Genomic DNA, 16,180 nt, shown 5'->3' with positions numbered 1-16,180 from the left:
CGCGTCGGCGGGCCACGAGCGGAGGCGCGTCGGCTTGGGCGGGGCCTCGCGGACCGGGAAGCCGGGGCGCGTCTGCCGGGCCCGGGGGCGCTGCGGTATCGGAGGTGCGGCGTCGAGCGTGCGCCGGCCGACCAGGGCTTCTCGGAAGGGGAGCCGAGTGCGCGTTCGGCGTGGCGAGAGGTCGCAGTGCGGCGTCGAGTCGAACGTGGGCCGACCAACAAGGCTTCTTGAAAGACAGGTCGAGCGCGCGTCCGGCTTGGCGGGGACCCGTAGTGCGGAGTTGAAGGTCCGCCCGGTCGGCAAGAGCCCGCGCTGCAGCCTCGGAGTTGCGCCCGCCGGACAACGGTTCCTCGCTGCTGGAGTCGAGGGCGACGCGCCAACCCCGGCAGCCTCGCCCCCGCGCCACCCCAAGCCGCTTCCCCCCTCAGCCGCTCTGCTGGTCCGGGGCCTCGTCGCGGGTCGTGGGGCGCCGGGTGCCCTTCCAGCGTTCGAACGTCCGTGAGAGCTGCTGCAGCGGTGACGTGGCCTGCGGATCCGTCGGGAGCTCGGGTGTCGGGGCGTTCTCGCGGTAGATGGCCAGCGCCTCGTTCGCGCGCTCGGCGGCCTCCCGGTACAGGTCCCGGGACTTGGTCATGGCCTCCAACGCCTCGGAGTACATCGTCACGAGCGCCCGTTCACGCGCGAGCTGCTCCTCCAGCGTCAGCAGCTGCCACTGCTCCCGCAGCGCGGTCACGGCCGCCTGCCCGCCGTCCGGCAGCGGCTTCGGCATCGCTGCGTAGCGCGTCACGGTCGCGATCAGCTCGGAGGGTTCCGAGCCGTCGAGGAACACACTGCGCACGGAGAAGTCCCGGGTGTCGTAGCCGGGCGGCACCGGCGTCCCGGGCAGCACCACGGCACCGCCGCGCGGCACCTCCACGCCGAACTCCTTCACCGCCCAGTTCAGGACCCGCAGCTGGTGCGGCTCCGCCCGGTGCTCGACCACCCGGTGACGCAGGCTCGGCGGCAGCATGTCCGCGAGCGGGCGGCGACCGCGCTGATCGGTCGTCATGGCCTCGTGGACGACGACATGCACGGCCCAGCTGCCGCGCACGGCCTGCCGCAGCACCCGCCGTACGTCCTTGTCCTCCTCGGGCAGCACACTCAGGTCCCGCAGCCGCAGCCCCGTGGCGGCATCACGGTCCCAGAAGACGTCGTCGCTCTCGGGCCAGAACATGGTCGCGGGGGACGGCCACCGCAGGTCCCACGGCTGCTCCGCCTCCGCCGCCAGGACCCACTCCTGCCCGCCGCTCGACACGGGGGCGAGCGAGAGCCGGGCCCGGACGGTCACGTCGTCCCCGGCCCGCCAACGGGCCTCGAAGATCCGTTCCGGGATGCCCTCGACCTCGGACGGTTCCTTGAAGTCGTCGAGGACCGCACTGTCCTTGAGCCGCGTCAGGTTGCGCCGCAGGACGTCCGACGCGTCGGATCCGAGATGGCGGCCGTGGGCCAGCCAGACGGTGGAAGGTGCCGTTGAGTCTGCCGTGGGAGTGCTTGACATGGGTCCATCTGTGAGAGGGAGTGGTGCGTGCCACAGCCAAGTATCGTCGCCGCCGGTCTGTGCCGACCAGGCGGGGTCCGGCAGGCGGACAGGCTCCGCGCACACGGGGCGCACAAGTTCCACACCGAGCAACCGCCTTTCACGCGTGCCCTGTTCGGCCCCCGCACGCCAAAATGACCTCTCGAACAGGGCCTGCCCACCATCCGCATTGGGGCAGGCCCTGTTCGCGTTTCCCGCCCGATCGTGTGTTTCGGCCCGCTGAATATATCGGGAGCCGATATATTCGTGTTCATGGCACCGAGGAACATGACACAGGCGGCGTTCTTCGTACTGACCGCCCTCGCTGATCAGCCGCGGCACGGCTACGGCGTCCTGCGCGAGGTCGAGGAACTGTCCGAGGGGACCGTCCGGATGCGGGTCGGAACCCTCTACGGCGTACTGGACCGGCTCACCGCCGACGGACTGATCGTCCTGGACCGCGAGGAGGTGCAGCAGGGCCGGCTCAGGCGCTACTACCGGCTCACCGACGAGGGGGCCGCGGCGCTGGACGCCGAGGCGGAGCGGCTGGCCGCCGGGGCGAGTGCCGCCAAGAGGCGGATCGCCGAAGGACGGCGTACCCCTGGCCACGGACTCGCCGGAGGTCTGGCATGACGACCCTGCTGGAGACCCGCTACCGCGCCGTCCTGCGGCTGCTGCCCGCCTACTACCGGCGTGAGCACGAGGAGGAGATGGTCGAGACCTACCTCTGGGACGTCGACCCGGAGACCCAGGAGCAGAGCCGGCCCACCCTCGGCGAGGTGGCGAGCATCGTCGCGCTGGCCGTGCGCAGCAGGCTCGGCGCGGGCGGCGCACCCCGCCGGTACGCCGTGCTCGGCTCGGCCGTCCGTCTCTTCGCGCTCTTCGCCGTCCTGCTGCAGGCGACGGCCGCCGTGGTCGACCGGGTCCTGGGGCTGACCTGGGCGTCGACCCGTGGCGGGCGACAGTGGGACATCTTCGTGGACGGCTTCACGGGCCATGGTGTGTGGGACGGTGTCGGCGCGACCGCCCAGTGGTTTCTGCCGCTGTTGTGGACCGTCGCCTACTTCGCCCTCCTGCGCGACCGCCGCTGCCTCGCCCAGGCCTCCGCGGTCCTCGCGGCCCTGTCGACGCTCTGGCCGCTGCTCGATCTCTGGGCCCTCGGCTTCGCCCCCTCGGACTCCGCCTATGTCGTCGCGGCCGCCCTGCTGGCCTGGTCGTCGGCGCTGGCGCTCTGCGCGGCCCACCACCGGGACGCACCCCCGCCGGCCCTCCCCGCGGGCGCGCCCGGCCAGGTCTTCGCCGCCTGCTGTGTGCTGATGGGCGGCTCCGTGGTGGCTCTGCCCGACGGGGTCGACACCGCCTGGGCGCTCGTCACCTGCTACCTCGTGACGGCCCTCGCCTGGCTGGTGTACCGCGTCCGGGGCGGGAGTCGCACTCCCGTCCCCGGAGAGGTTGCCGCCCTCGCGGCCCTGGGCCTGCTCCTGCTGGCTGTCCGGATCACCGCGGTCTACCCGTGGCTCGACGCCCTCCCCGGCACCCTGCGCGTGGGCGTTCTGACCCAGGCGGCGGCCCTGGTCGCGCTGACCGCCGCGCTGGCCGTCGTGAGCGGACGCGACCTGCTCAGCCGTGGAAGGTGATGTACCCGTTGCCGTCCCGGTCGTTGGCGCTCTTGGTGTAGGCGTGGGTGTCCGCGTGGGCGCCCGACGGCTTGTACAGGTAGATCGTGTCCTTGTCGTTGTTCCACATGAAGTTGCAGTTGTCGCGGTACACGACGTTCTTCGCGTCGGAGTCGTCGCCGCGTCCGCCGCGGAGTTTGACGTAGTCGCCGGGCTGGAGGGAGTGGCCGGCGGTGAAGGTGAACTTGTTGCCGGCCGCGTCCTTCACGACGTACCCCTTGAGGTTCACCGTCGCGGTCCTCGAGTAGTTCTTGATCGTGAGGTACTCCTCGTCGGTGTTGCCGGTGGCGCAGTTGTTGGAGTCCCGGCCCGGGGCGTCGTACTGGACGCCCTTGATCTTGAGCGCCGACGAATACTCGGCGGCGTGGGCCGGGACCGCGCCCAGCACCGTCAGCGCGCCCGCGGCGGCCACGACGGCTATGTGTCCTCTGCGCATAAAAAAGCCCCCCTGTGAAGGTCTGGTGAAGAAGATCTGGAGCGTATACAACGCGGAGCGCCAGGGGGGCTTTTCGGTTGAATCAGTAACCGACTCGGAATGTGGCGTCCTGCTGCTCTGTCGCCGTGGAAACAGGGTCGATGCGCAGGACGTAGTTGGAGTGCCGGATGTAGCGGGTCGGGTTGTTGTACGAGCGGAAGGAGGCCCAGCTCGCGTCCGCGAGGCCCGCCGTACGGTAGAAGGTCGCGTCACCGGCGAACGTCGACGTGCCGTCGTTCACGTCCAGCTGGAGCGCGTAGTTGTAGTGCCGCAGATACCGGGTGGGGTAGTTGACCGACCGGAACGAGACCCCGGAGCTGTCGGCGAGCCCCGGTACGAGGGTCCACAGCGAGTCCTTGTACGGCTCGACCGGGTACTCGTCGATCCGGCCCACGTAGTTGGAGTGGCGGACGTAACGGGCCGGGTAGTTGTAGGACTTGAGCCGGTTCCAGGCCGGCGCGCCCCACTTGGCGAGCAGGTTGTTGTACTCGGCTGTGGTGATCGTCGCGATGCCGCAGTGCTTGGAGTTGACCGGCTGGGTGTAGGTCTTCTGGTCCAGCGCGGTCCAGGTCCCGGTGGCCGGGCTGCTGGACTGCCAGGCGTAGAACACACCGTTGGGTGTGTAGGTGTCCCCCCACAGCCACCAGGTGTTGGACGTCAGGGACTTCACGACGGTCGGCGCCTCGGTGCCGCCGTGGGCCACACCGGCGCTGAACTCGATGAAGCTGCCGGGGTTCAAGGTGGTGGACCTCGCGCTCACCAGGGTCTGGTTCTTCTTGAAGAACAGGTAGTTGTAGCCGCTCACGCCCACGGCCATGTCGCCGTCGATGACGTCGTAGCCCGGGTCGAAGAAGACCTGCGGGGCCGAGGCGGTCACGAAGTCGCTGGTGTAGTTCACCATGATCACGTTGTGGCCGCTGGAGTTCACCGAGGAGTAGATCACCGCGTACTGGCCCCGGCCCGCGTCCCAGAACGCCTCCGGCGCCCAGCTGTGGGTGGTCATGTCGTGCAGCTTCAGGCGCCGGTAGCCGGTGAAGGTGCGCAGGTCGGCGGAGTCCCAGACATGGATGTACTGGCTGTTGTAGCTCCAGTCGGTGCCCTTGAGGTCGGTGGCGAGGACCACGAAGGTGCCGTCCTGCTTGCGCATCATGAACGGGTCGCGCAGGCCGAGCGCGCCGGCGGTGGGGGTGACCAGGGGGTTGTTCTGGTTGAGCGGAGTCCAGTTCAGCCCGTCGGGGCTGACGGCCAGGTGCAGGCCGTAGTCGGTGCCGTCGCCGAGGTTGGTCGACTCGGTGAAGTAGACCATCGCGTACGCCGAGTCGGCGGCGTGCGCGGTGCCCGCGCCCAGGGTCAGGGCGAGGGGGACGGCGGCGGTCATGCCCAGAAGGCCGCGACGGGACAGGTGGGGGTGTGTGCTCATCTGGTTCTCCAAGGTGGCGTGCGGGGGGCACCTCAACGACCGGTATTTCGAACAGAGTTCGGTAAATCGATCAGAAGGTAGGGCCTGGCCATGAGCGCGTCAATCGTCCGGCCGGTTCTTTGTGATTCCTGTGCACCCGGGGCGCCGGAGGGCGCCCCGGGGCGGGTGGGTCAGCGCTGGGTGTAGACAAAGCCGATCTTGTCGACCTCGTCGCCGGCCCGCCCGTGGAATCCGGCGATCTGCCAGCCGCTGGGCGCCGTGCGCGTCACACAGTCCGAGGTCGTGGTGCCGCCGGCCAGTGTGCGGCCGAGGTTGGTCGTGAACTTGGCGTAGAAGATCCGCGTGTGGTCGTTGTACTCGCCCTGGCAGAGCCGGGCCGTTGTCACGTACTCGCCGCTGCCCAGTGTCAGCGAGGACGCGGTGCCGCCCGTGCCGCCGTGGGCGAGCGTGGTGCCGCCTGCCAGGGTCACGCTCATCTGGTCGACCCGGGAACCGGCCCGCAGCCCGATGGTGGTGGCGCGGGCGCTCGCGGGGACGCCGGTGATGTCGTTGAAGTAGTCGCCGTGCGGGCCGCCGAACTGGTCGCTCAGCTGGAAGGCGGAGTTGCGTGACCAGGTGAAGCCGACGGTGATCGGGTCGTGGTCGGAGAGCATCAGCCCGGCGTCGGTGAGGAACCTGGAGTGCTCGTTGTTGTACGACGTGGCGTTCAGCGAGACCAGTTTGCTGCTGCGGTAGAGGACCTTGTCGACGACCTCGCAGGTGTTGGGGACCGTGGTCCCGGTCTGGTCGCACACCAGGGCGTCGCTGCCCTTGGCGGGCGGGGTGCCGCCGCGGATCAGCTGGACCCAGGGATCGGTGAGGCCGTTGGTCGCGGCGAACTCGGCGATGGTGTCGCCGGAGCGGGTGTAGCGGGTGTTGGTGTCGCCCATGACCACGACCGCGTTGCCGGCCGAGTGGGCCTTGATGAATGCCGTCAGCTGGTTGAGGTTGTCCGCGCGCGAGGCGAGGTCTCCGTCGTTGGTGCCCGCGTTGGTGTGCAGGTTGTAGAAGTCGACGTACACCCCCTCGGCCAGGCGCTCGCGCATGAAGGTGAAGCCCTTGGGGGTCAGGCAGTCGCCCGAGTCCACCTGGCACGAGTTCCAGCGCACCCGCTCGAAGTCGTCCGCGTCGTAGGGGATCTTCGACAGCGTGTTCAGGCCACTGCCGATCCCGGCTCCGCCGCTGGTGGGGGTGCGGTAGGCGTGGTTCGTGTCGGCCGCGTAGAGGTAGGAGTGGTAGTTGAAGTCCTCCTCCACATGGACGATGTCGTACGGCGCTATGCGCTGACCGATCGTCGTCGTGCTCGACTCGCGGGGCGTCGGCGCGCTGGAGATGGCCTCTGGCAGGCCTGCCACGTTGTAGGTGAGGACGTTGAAGCTGCCCGAGTCGGCGGCCGTCGCGGTCGGGGCGGCCGCGGTGAGTCCGCCGAGGACGGCGGTGGTCGCCGCCAGAGCGGCGAAGAGTCTGCGCATGGGGAGTGTCTCCTGACGGAGTGGCGCGGGTGGAGTGCTGCGGGTGAGCCGTGCGGGACAGAAGTTACCGCCGGTTACCCGAAGTTGTCGCGATCGTGCGGGCTTCTCGGTCGTCAAATTCCCCGCACCTGAGGGGGTGTTGGGGTGCACTGCCCGCCACTGTTCATCTCCGCTTCACGCGCGGTGGCTGGTTCTCGGCCCTGCGGATGATGTGGTTCCAGATCGATAAGCCTTGTGGAATTTCCGCGCGGCATATCTGTCTACGATATGAAGATCGTACGGAGAGGGATCGCGCGTGAGTGAACCACCAGTCCTCGTCTGCCCGGAGTGCGGGGCGCCCAGGGCGGCGGACGGCACTCCCTCCTGCTCCTGTGCGCACCGCGCGTCGGAGGCCCATCTGGAGTCCCGTACGGCCGAGGCGGCGGCCGCGGAGGACTTCGACCCGGTACGGATCCGGCCGTACGTGGAAGTCGGCGACGAGCCCGCCGATCCGGCGGCGGATCCGGAACGGCCGGACGCCACAAGTGAGTTGACCTCACTGCCCATGGCCGTTACGGAGGTGGGGACGGCCGACACCTCGCCCCCCGGTGAGCCGCCCGCGGAGCTCTCGGCCGCCGCCGGCCCGGACCGTCGGCGGCGACGGAAGGCGGTCGTCGCCGGGGCGGGAGCGGCCGCCGCCGTGCTGGTGACCGGCGGATTCGTCAGCGGGCTCTTCGCCTATGACAGCCCGTCACGGGACGGTTCCGTGGCAGGCGGCGTACGGGCGGGTGTGCCAGAGGAGAGCCCGTCGTCGAGCACTCCGTCCGCCACGGTCTCCTCTCCTCCGGCGACCTCGATGCCCTCGTCCCAGCCGCCCTCCTCCTCGCCGAGCGCGGAGTCGAGCGACAGCGCGGCTCCGACGGACACCGCCACACCGACCGGCGCCCCTTCCAGCGCCGCCGCCACCGCCACGGTTGCTCCGGGGCCGACCGTGTCCGACGGCCGTCCCCCTGTGCTCGGATACGGCGACCAGGGGCCCGAGGTCGTCGAACTCCAGCTCCGTCTGAAGCAGGTCGGCTACTACGACGGTGAGGCCGACGGCGACTTCGACGAGGACGTCCAGAGCGCGGTCCGCACCTACCAGGTCACCCGCCTGGTCTTCCAGGACGAGTCGGGCGTCTACGGTTCGGCGACGCGGGCCTCGCTCGAGTCGGAGACCACGGAACCCTGACCGGCGGAGGCTACTTCCGGTGCCCGTCGGAGGGGTGGGACCGGTCGTAGGGGCGCGGGTAGGCGCTGGGGGTGTACGGGATGAAGCGGGCCTGGGACGCCGGATCTGCCTTCGTGGCACGGGAGTTGAGGGCGGCGGACTCGCTGCCGCGCCAGTGGCCGCTCGTGATCCGGTCCTCCAGGGTGTGCAGGGCGGCGATCTGCTCGCCGGGGCTGAACGTGCAGTGGCCCGCGTTGTCGGCGTAGCGCTGACGCGCGTGTCGGCGTGGGTGCGCGGGGCCTTGCCCAGGGCGGCGAGGTCGGACTTCAGGGACAGGCCGGCCTTGTTGTAGAGCTCCTTGACCTCCTTGAGTAGGGGGAGTTGCGGAGCATTGCGTGGTGGTCGACTCCGGCGTTCCATGACATGTGAAGGGTCGTTCCCGCCAGGCCGGTCAACGGGATGCCGAGCCGGGGGCGAGGAGCGTCTTCAGCGCGAAGAGCGGGTCCAGCGTGCTGTTCCAGTTGGTGACACCGCCCTTGGTGACGAGGCCGCCGTAGGAGGTGCCCCAGGCGATGGTGCGTCCGGCGCGGGCGTGAACACGTCCAGGGTGGCGAGCTGGTCGGGCACGGTCTCGGTGACCGCCCAGCCGGTGGTGGCGTACGAGGACCCGACGAGCGCGTAACCCTTTTCGAGGAGAAGGGACTTGGTGGTGTCGTCGGGAGCGTTGCGCGCCGGGTTGGGGGCAGCGGCCGGCGTGTAGCCGTGGCTGTAGAGGAGGGCCGTGCCGTTCCAGTCGGCCGGTACGTCCATGAGGTAGGCCGCGCACGACGGCAGAGGGCCGGGGTGAAGGGGGCGGCGAGCGTACGAGTGTGGATGCGGAGCGTCACGAGACGTGGGCTCCTAGGCGGCAGCCCGGCTTTGTTGCGGTCGGAGGGACTGACACCGCGAAGGTAGGCGTGTACATTGCGGGCGTCAATGATGTGCACAACATCAGTGAACGGCTCATGAGGCTTCTGCCGCCTCGTCAGGAGGGCCCCATGCGAAGGCACTTGCTCGGACTTGCCGTGGCGGTGGTGACCCTCGCCGGGGCCGCCGGATGCGGATCGTCGGACTCCGGCAGCGGCGGCTCGTCGTCCGCGAGCGGAGCGAAGAAGACACAGGTCACGGTCGGGGTGGTCCCCATCGTCGACGTGGCGCCGATCTACCTGGGGCAGAAGAAGGGATTCTTCGCCAGTCGGGGCATCGAACTGAAGATGGTGACCGCGCAGGGCGGCGCGGCGATCATTCCCGGGGTGGTGAGCGGGCAGTTCCAGTTCGGCTTCAGCAACACCACGTCCCTGATGCTCGCCCAGACCAAGGGCGTTCCCGTGAAGTCCGTGGTCAACGGGGCGGCTTCCAACGGCAAGGTGGGAGGCGACGTCACCGGTGTCCTGGTGAAGAAGGACAGTCCCGTCAAGTCGGCGAAGGACCTGGCCGGACGCTCGGTCGCCGTGAACACGCTCCAGAACATCGGGGACACCACCGTCCGTGAGTCGGTGCGCGAGGACGGCGGCGACCCGGCGAAGGTGAAGTTCGTCGAGATCCCCTTCGACCAGATGCCGGCCGCGCTGGACGGTGGCCGCGTGGACGCCGCGTGGATGGGAGAGCCGGCCCAGACCGTCGCCAAGGCGCAGGGCGCCCGGGTCATCGCCTCACCCTTCGCCGAGACCGACCCGAAGCTGACGGTGGCGACCTACTTCACCTCGACGAAGATCGCGCAGCAGAACCCCGCGCTGGTCAAGGACTTCGCCGAGGCCATGGCGGAGTCGCTGCAGTACGCCACCGAGCACCCGGACGAGGCCCGGCAGATCCTGACCACCTACACCAAGATCAGCGGCGATGTGCTGACCAAGCTGATCCTGCCCGGCTGGCCGGCCCAGGTGGACATGGCCTCGCTGGAGAAGCTGGCCGCGCTCGGTGAGGAGGACGGCATCTTCGGCGGCGAGAAGCCGGACGTACAGGCGCTGTTCTCCTGACCGGGCTCAGGCTGCTTGGCGTGGCCGTCGATCACCGGCCCTTCTCCACCTGCTGATCGGCCCAGAGATCGGCACCCCACTCCAGCAGCCGCACGAGGTCCTCGTCGGAAGGGCGGGCGGCGGCCGAGGGCTGGTGCGTGCCCCGGGAGATGTTGCCGCTGACGGTGATGTTGTGCTCCACGCGAGGGCGGCGCAGTGTCTCGTAGAGGGTGAGCGCGGTCTCGGTGTCCGGGGCGTCCCGCAGGGACTTGGCGAGGACGACGGCGTCCTCCAGGGCCATCGAGGCTCCCTGCCCGGTCGCCGGGGAGGCCGCGTGGGCGGCGTCGCCGACCAGCAGGGTCCGTCCGGAACGCCACGGGGTGCCGGTGGGGATCTCGGTGGCGTTGGTGACCATGAGCTCGTCGCCGGTGGCCTCGACGATGTCCGCGGCCTCGGTGGAGTCCTCGCGCAGCAGTGGCAGCAGGAGGTCACGCAGGCGCGCGGGCGTGGACCGCGTCAACTCCTGGGCGGGCAGCGGGTCGCCGGTCACCCGGGCGAACCAGTACGTCTCACCGCCCGGCGACACCGCATGGCCGAAGGCGGCCCCGCTGCCGCGGACCATGGTGATGCACGCGTCCGTGACGGGCGCGGACGCGGTGCGCGTGTAGCCGTAGAAGACGTACTGGCCGGCGTAGAACGGCCGGGTGCCGGGCGAGATCGACCGGCGTACGGCGGAGTTCAGGCCGTCGGCGCCGATCAGCAGGTCGCCGGTCTCGGTGCCGCCGTCGGTGAAGCGGGCGGTGACGCCGTCGGGGCCGTCCTCGACGGAGGCGAGGCGTGCGCCGTGCCGGACCGGGATGCCTCGGCGCACCGCCTCTGCCTGGAGCGCCGTGTTGAGTTCGCCGCGGCGCAGGCACCGGTAGTGCAGGAGCGGGTCTGAGGTCTCGCCCATGGGGGCGTGCGCCACCTCGGTGCCCTTGTCGTCCACGACCCGCAGCGAGGTCAGCGGGAAACCGGTCGCCGTGACCGCCGCGGAGGCGTCGAGCTGGGCCAGGGCCCGCATGCCGTTGCTCGCCAGGGTGAGGAACGCGCCGATGTCCTCGGCCGAGTCGGGATGGGCTTCGTGCACGGCGACCTCGACGCCCGCCTTGTGCAGGGCCAGAGCCGTCGCCGTACCGGCGACTCCGCCGCCGATGACCAGTACGCGTCCCACACCCGCCCCGTTCGTCCCGCGTCCGCCCGCACGGTCGTACGGCCACGGAGGGAACGACCGGACGCAGGCCGGGGTTCCGTCGACAACAGGCCGACAGCAGTCCGACAACAGGCTGACAACAGAAAGCCGGTCGTGCCGCCCATGGTGGGCAGTGGCACGACCGGCGTCCCGTGGTTCGGATCAGGCGCCGCTCTCCCGCAGCATGTCCTCGCGCTCGACGAGCTTCACGCGCTCGCGGCCCTGGGGCTCGCCCAGCGCCTTCTCGGCGGCGTCCAGCTTGTACCAGCCCTCCCAGGTGGTGAAGCGGACGTTCCGCTCGGCGAGGAACGCCTCCACGGCCTCCGGCTCGGGCGAACCCGGGGTCTGGAGGCGGTCGTTCGCGAAGTCGTCCAGCAGGTTGGACACCGTCTCGTTGGCGTCGCCCTTGGTGTGGCCGATCAGGCCCACCGGGCCGCGCCGGATCCAGCCGGTGACGTACGTCGACTGCAGGTGCTCGCCGCTCTCCTGCATGACCCGGCCGCCCTCGTCCGGGACCGTGCCCGAGTCGATGTCCCAGGGCAGCTTGGGCAGCTTGTCGGAGAGGTAGCCGACCGCGCGGTAGACCGCGGTGACGTCCCAGTCCTTGAACTCGCCGGTGCCCTTGACGTTGCCGGTGCCGTCCAGGGCGGTGCGCTCGGTGCGCAGGCCGACCACCTGGCCGTCCTCGCCGAGGATCTCGGTGGGCGACTCGAAGAAGTGCAGGAACAGCTTGTGCGGGCGGTCGCCGATGTCGCGGATCGCCCAGTTCTCCAGGGTCTTGGCGACCATGTCGGCCTGCTTGTTGCCGCGCCGGGTCTCGATCGAGCCCTCGTCGTAGTCGATGTCCTCGGGATCGACGATGACCTCGATGTTGGGGGAGTGGTCCAGCTCCCGCAGCTCCATCGGGGAGAACTTCGCCTGCGCCGGGCCACGGCGGCCGAAGACGTGGACCTCCAGCGCCTTGTTGGCCTTGAGGCCCTCGTAGACGTTCGGCGGGATCTCCGTCGGCAGGAGCTCGTCGGCGGTCTTGGCGAGGATGCGGGCCACGTCGAGGGCGACGTTGCCGACGCCCAGCACGGCGACCTTCTCGGCCTCCAGGGGCCAGGTGCGCGGCACGTCCGGGTGGCCGTCGTACCAGGAGACGAAGTCGGCGGCGCCGTACGAGCCGTCGAGCTCGATGCCCGGTATGCGCAGCTCACGGTCGGCGGTCGCGCCCGTCGAGAAGATCACGGCGTCGTAGAACGCGCGCAGGTCGTCGAGGCTGATGTCGGTCGGGTAGTCGACGTTGCCGAACAGGCGGATCTGCGGCTTGTCGAGCACCTGGTGCAGAGCGGTGATGATGCCCTTGATCCGGGGGTGGTCCGGAGCCACTCCGTAACGGATCAGTCCGAACGGGGCCGGCATCCGCTCGAAGAGGTCGATGGAGACACCGGGTTCGGCGGCCACATCGGACTTGAGCAGCGCGTCGGCGGCGTAGATCCCGGCGGGGCCGGCTCCGACGATGGCTACCCGCAGGGGGCGGGGCATGATCAGGTTCCCTTCGAGCGGTGACAGATCAACTCGAGGGAAGCCTAAGCTAAGGCAAGCCTAAGTCGGTACGCGGGTCCGGTCTATGGGCTCATAAGATCGGCTTATGACTGGGAAAGCGTTCAATTGGGGTCACGGCAGCGGCTGTTCCGCCCAGATGACCTTGCCCGCCGGGGTGTACCGGGTGCCCCAGCGCTCGCTGAGCTGGGCCACGAGGAACAGCCCCCGGCCCCCCTCGTCCGTCATGGCCGCGTACCGCAGATGCGGTGAGGTGCTGCTGCTGTCGAAGACCTCGCAGACCAGGGCGCGGTCGTAGAGCACCCGGACATGGATGGGATCGCCGCCGTAGCGGATCGCGTTGGTGACGAGCTCGCTCAGGATCAGCTCCGTGGTGAACCCGAGGTCGTCCAGGTCCCAGCGGGACAGTTGCCGGGACACGGCCGACCGTACGTTCGCCACGGCCGCCGGGTCCGCGGGGACCTGCCACTCGGCGATCCGGTCGGCGGCGAGCGCCTGGGTGCGCGCCACGATCAGGGCGATGTCGTCGGTGGCCCGGGACGGGGGCCGCGCGTCGAGCACGGCCCGGCAGGTGTCCTCGGGCGAGGGCCCCGCCTGCTCCAGAGCGGTGCGCAGGAGTTCCAGGCCTACGTCGATGTCGCGCTCCCGGTCCTCCACGAGCCCGTCCGTGTAGAGCACCAGACGGCTGCCCTCGGCGAGTTCCAGGTCGACCGTCTCGAACGGCAGGCCGCCGAGGCCGAGCGGGGGCCCCGCGGGCACGTCGGGGTACTCGACGCCGCCGTCGGGGTGGATGAGGGCGGGCGGCGGATGACCGGCCCGGGCGATCGTGCACAGCCGCGACACCGGGTCGTAGACGGCGTACAGGCAGGTCGCGCCGGTGACGGGGGAATTGCCGCTCTCCTCGGCCTCGTCCTGGTCGATGCGGGCGACCAACTCGTCCAGCAGGGAGAGCAGTTCGTCGGGCGGCAGATCGAGGGCGGAGAAGTTGTGGACCGCCGTGCGCAGACGTCCCATGGTGGCCGCCGCGTGCAGTCCGTGCCCCACGACGTCGCCGACGACGAGCGCGACCCGGGCACCGGACAGCGGCAGTACGTCGAACCAGTCGCCGCCCACCCCCGCCTGTGCCGGCAGGTACTTGTAGGCGATGTCCAGGGCGTCCTGCTCGGGCAGCCGGCGCGGCAGCAGACTGCGCTGGAGGGTCACCGCCATGGTGTGCTCGCGGGTGTAGCGGCGGGCGTTGTCGATGGAGACCGCGGCCCGGGTGACGAGTTCCTCGGCGAGGGCGACCTCCTCGGTGTCGAAGGGCCGCTGTTTCTCCGAGCGCCAGAAGCTGACCGTGCCCAGCACGAGGTTGCCGGCCCGCAGGGGGACGGATATCAGCGAGTGGATGCCGTACTCCACGACCTGGGCGGAGCGCTCCGGATCCTGTGCGCGCCATCCGGTGGCCTCGGCGAGGCGGGCCTCCAGGACGGCTCGGCCGCTGCTGATGCCGCGGGCCTGCGGCGCGGAGTCGACCAGGGGGATCTGCTCGCCGACCTTGAACAGCGGGGCGTCGTCACGGATCCCGCTGAGCGCGGTGCGGCGCAGGGTGGTCGCCGCCTCGGGCTGGCCGCCGCTGAGCACCGCTTCGAACAGGTCGACGGTGGCGAAGTCCGCGAACCGTGGCACGGCCAGCTCGGCCAGTTCCTCGGCGGTGCGGGTGACGTCCAGGTCCGTGCCGATGCCCACCGTGGCGTCGTACAGGATGTCGAGGCGCTCGCGGGCCGTCTCGGCGCGTCCGGACAGGGCGCGCAGTTCGGTCGAGTCGCGCAGGGTGGCGACGCTGCCCGGGGGGCCGCCCTGGATGTCCGTGGGGCGCTGGTTGACCGCGAGGAGGCGGTCCTTGACCCGGTGCACCTCGTCGGTGGCGACGCGCCCGGAGGCCAGCAGTCCGCCGGTGTCGGCGGGGAGCGACAGGTCGAGGACATGGCGGCCCTCGGCGTCGGCGGGCAGGTCCAGCAGCCGATGGGCCTCGTCGTTGGCGAGCAGCAGCCGGCCCTCGCCGCCGACGATGAGCACGCCCTCGCGTACGGCGTGCAGGACCGCGTCGTGGTGCTCGTACATGCGGGTCATCTCGTGCGGGCCCAGACCGTGCGTCTGGCGCAGGAGACGTCTGCTGACCAGAGCCGTACCGCCGGTGGCGAGGGCGAGGCCCACGGCGGCGGCCATCAGGAGCAGCGGGAGCTGCTGGTCGGCGGTGCCGCCCACCTTGGCGGTGGTGATGCCGGCCGACACCAGGCCTACGACCTTCCCGTCGTCCGCCTTGATGGGGACGACGGCCTGCACGAGCGGTCCGATGGTGCCGGTGATGTCCTCGGTCACCACGTGCCCGGCGAGCGCGGGGGCGGTGTCCCCGACGAACTTCTTGCCGATGCGGTCCTTCTTGGGGTGCGTGTAGCGGATGCCGTCGGTGTTCATGACGACGATGAAGTCCACGTCGGTCGCGAGGCGGGCCGCCTCGGCGCGGGGCTGGAGCACCGCGGAGGGGTCGGGGCTGCTGAGGGCCTCGACGGTGCCGGGGGCGTTGGCGAAGGCCTCGGCCACGGCCACGGAACGGTTGCGGGCCTCGATGTGGCTGTCGTGGCGTACCTGCAGCACCAGCGCCACCACGGCCGCCACGACCAGCAGCAGGACGATCACGACCTGGAGGACGAACACCTGTCCGGCGACGCTGCGTCCGCCGAGGGCGGCCCGCAGGGCTCCCGGACTCCGCCGCGTCCGGTTTCCGTCGCGCTCGACCCGCGTGGGCGAACTGCCCTGTGCCGGGCCCTGCTGCTGCTCGGGAGCGCGGTCGGGGGGCTGCGGTGGGCGGTGGCCGCCGGGGCGACGGGCCGACCCGCCCCCGGAACGGCCCGGGAGACGGACCATGTGCCCATGTCTACACTGCCACGCCCCAGGAGGCGAGGGGCGTCACAGGCTGTGACAGAACATCGACGGGACCTCCTCAGCGTGGCCCCCGAGGGGGCCGAGTGCTCGGGTTGCCGGGGTGTTGCGCTGGGGGCGGCTGTGGGGGTGTGGGTCTGGTTGGGCGATGCCGGGAGGGGCTTGTGCGTGGGTCGGCCCGTGGAGGTCGGGCGCTCGGGTCCGCGCGGGGTGGCGCGTCCGGGGTGGTCGTGGGGGGTGTGGCGCAGGTTGTCCTGGCCGAGGGAGGCGCGTGCTCAGGGCGATGCCGGGGTGGTCTTCGGGGGTCGGGAGGTGTTGCGCTGGGGGTGGCTGTGGGGGTGTGGTGCAGGTTGGACGATGCCGGGGGTGGCTTGCACGTGGGTTGCCCAGGGGATGAGCGGTCGGGGTGGCGGGGGGTGTTGCGCTGGGGGTGGCTGTGGGGGTGTGGGTCTGGTTGGGCGATGCCGGGAGGGGCTTGTGCGTGGGTCGGCCCGTGGAGGTCGGGCGCTCGGCTCCGCGCGGTGTGGCGCGCACTCGGGGTGGTCGCGGGGTGCCGTGTTGGTTGTCCTGTCCGGGAAGTGCGTGTTCATGGTGACGTCGGGGCGCTTTGCGCGTGGGTTGCCACGAGGAGGCCGAGCTCACAGGTTGCCGCGAGGTGTCGC

The 16,180-nt window shown here is 70.6% G+C and carries 11 protein-coding genes and 1 pseudogene; 4 read left to right on the top strand and 8 right to left on the bottom strand.

Annotated features, from left to right (window positions below):
- Positions 1-424: 424 nt before the first annotated feature.
- The gene (locus tag AB0D34_RS21685; protein WP_362663720.1) at positions 425-1,537 is read right to left on the bottom strand and encodes a hypothetical protein; all 1,113 of its coding nucleotides are present in this window, start codon (positions 1,535-1,537) and stop codon (positions 425-427) included.
- 306 nt (positions 1,538-1,843) lie between these two features.
- On the opposite strand from AB0D34_RS21685, the gene AB0D34_RS21680 reads away from it, so the two are divergent.
- Together AB0D34_RS21680 and AB0D34_RS21675 are read left to right on the top strand one after the other, a co-directional pair.
- Complete coding sequence (locus AB0D34_RS21680; protein WP_362664148.1) at positions 1,844-2,188, top strand: PadR family transcriptional regulator; 345 nt, start codon at positions 1,844-1,846, stop codon at positions 2,186-2,188.
- Positions 2,185-3,192, top strand: coding sequence for a hypothetical protein (locus AB0D34_RS21675; protein ID WP_362663718.1), 1,008 nt, complete (start codon positions 2,185-2,187; stop codon positions 3,190-3,192). The genes AB0D34_RS21680 and AB0D34_RS21675 overlap by 4 nt, the downstream gene beginning before the upstream one ends.
- On the opposite strand, the gene AB0D34_RS21670 is transcribed toward AB0D34_RS21675, so the two are convergent.
- The 3 genes from AB0D34_RS21670 to AB0D34_RS21660 all read right to left on the bottom strand — a co-directional run bounded on the left by AB0D34_RS21670 (position 3,176) and on the right by AB0D34_RS21660 (position 6,637).
- Entirely contained in the window at positions 3,176-3,667 is a 492-nt protein-coding gene (locus AB0D34_RS21670; protein WP_362663716.1) for a lamin tail domain-containing protein, read from the bottom strand. The genes AB0D34_RS21675 and AB0D34_RS21670 overlap by 17 nt on opposite strands.
- 82 nt (positions 3,668-3,749) lie before the next feature.
- Positions 3,750-5,126, bottom strand: coding sequence for a glycoside hydrolase family 43 protein (locus AB0D34_RS21665; protein ID WP_362663714.1), 1,377 nt, complete (start codon positions 5,124-5,126; stop codon positions 3,750-3,752).
- A gap of 170 nt (positions 5,127-5,296) precedes the next feature.
- Complete coding sequence (locus AB0D34_RS21660; RefSeq protein ID WP_362663712.1) at positions 5,297-6,637, bottom strand: jacalin-like lectin; 1,341 nt, start codon at positions 6,635-6,637, stop codon at positions 5,297-5,299.
- Positions 6,638-6,932: 295 nt separating this feature from the next.
- On the opposite strand from AB0D34_RS21660, the gene AB0D34_RS21655 reads away from it, so the two are divergent.
- Positions 6,933-7,847, top strand: coding sequence for a peptidoglycan-binding domain-containing protein (locus AB0D34_RS21655; protein WP_362663710.1), 915 nt, complete (start codon positions 6,933-6,935; stop codon positions 7,845-7,847).
- Positions 7,848-7,857: 10 nt separating this feature from the next.
- On the opposite strand, the pseudogene AB0D34_RS21650 reads toward AB0D34_RS21655, so the two are convergent.
- Positions 7,858-8,666: pseudogene (locus AB0D34_RS21650) on the bottom strand (hypothetical protein); the annotation flags it as partial.
- Between the two features lie 197 nt (positions 8,667-8,863).
- Between AB0D34_RS21650 and AB0D34_RS21645 the strand changes: the two are divergent.
- On the top strand, positions 8,864-9,841 hold the full coding sequence (locus AB0D34_RS21645; protein ID WP_362663708.1) for an ABC transporter substrate-binding protein: 978 nt from the start codon (positions 8,864-8,866) through the stop codon (positions 9,839-9,841).
- A 31-nt stretch (positions 9,842-9,872) separates the two neighbouring features.
- Here AB0D34_RS21645 and AB0D34_RS21640 read toward each other — a convergent pair whose 3' ends face one another.
- The 3 genes from AB0D34_RS21640 to AB0D34_RS21630 form a co-directional block, all read right to left on the bottom strand.
- Positions 9,873-11,033 carry an NAD(P)/FAD-dependent oxidoreductase gene (locus AB0D34_RS21640; RefSeq protein WP_362663706.1) on the bottom strand — a complete coding sequence of 387 codons (1,161 nt, stop codon included), beginning with the start codon at positions 11,031-11,033 and terminating at the stop codon, positions 9,873-9,875.
- 180 nt (positions 11,034-11,213) lie between these two features.
- A complete protein-coding gene (locus AB0D34_RS21635; protein ID WP_362663704.1) occupies positions 11,214-12,578 on the bottom strand; it encodes an FAD-dependent oxidoreductase in 1,365 nt (454 codons plus the stop codon).
- A 132-nt stretch (positions 12,579-12,710) separates the two neighbouring features.
- Positions 12,711-15,503: a SpoIIE family protein phosphatase gene (locus tag AB0D34_RS21630; RefSeq protein ID WP_362663702.1), complete on the bottom strand. Its 2,793-nt coding sequence runs from the start codon at positions 15,501-15,503 to the stop codon at positions 12,711-12,713.
- Positions 15,504-16,180: the final 677 nt, after the last annotated feature.

The organism is Streptomyces sp. NPDC048420, assembly GCF_040651535.1.
Taxonomy (GTDB): Bacteria; Actinomycetota; Actinomycetes; order Streptomycetales; family Streptomycetaceae; genus Streptomyces.
Note: the sequence above shows the minus strand (reverse complement) of the source record. Positions and strands in the feature narration are given on the sequence as shown.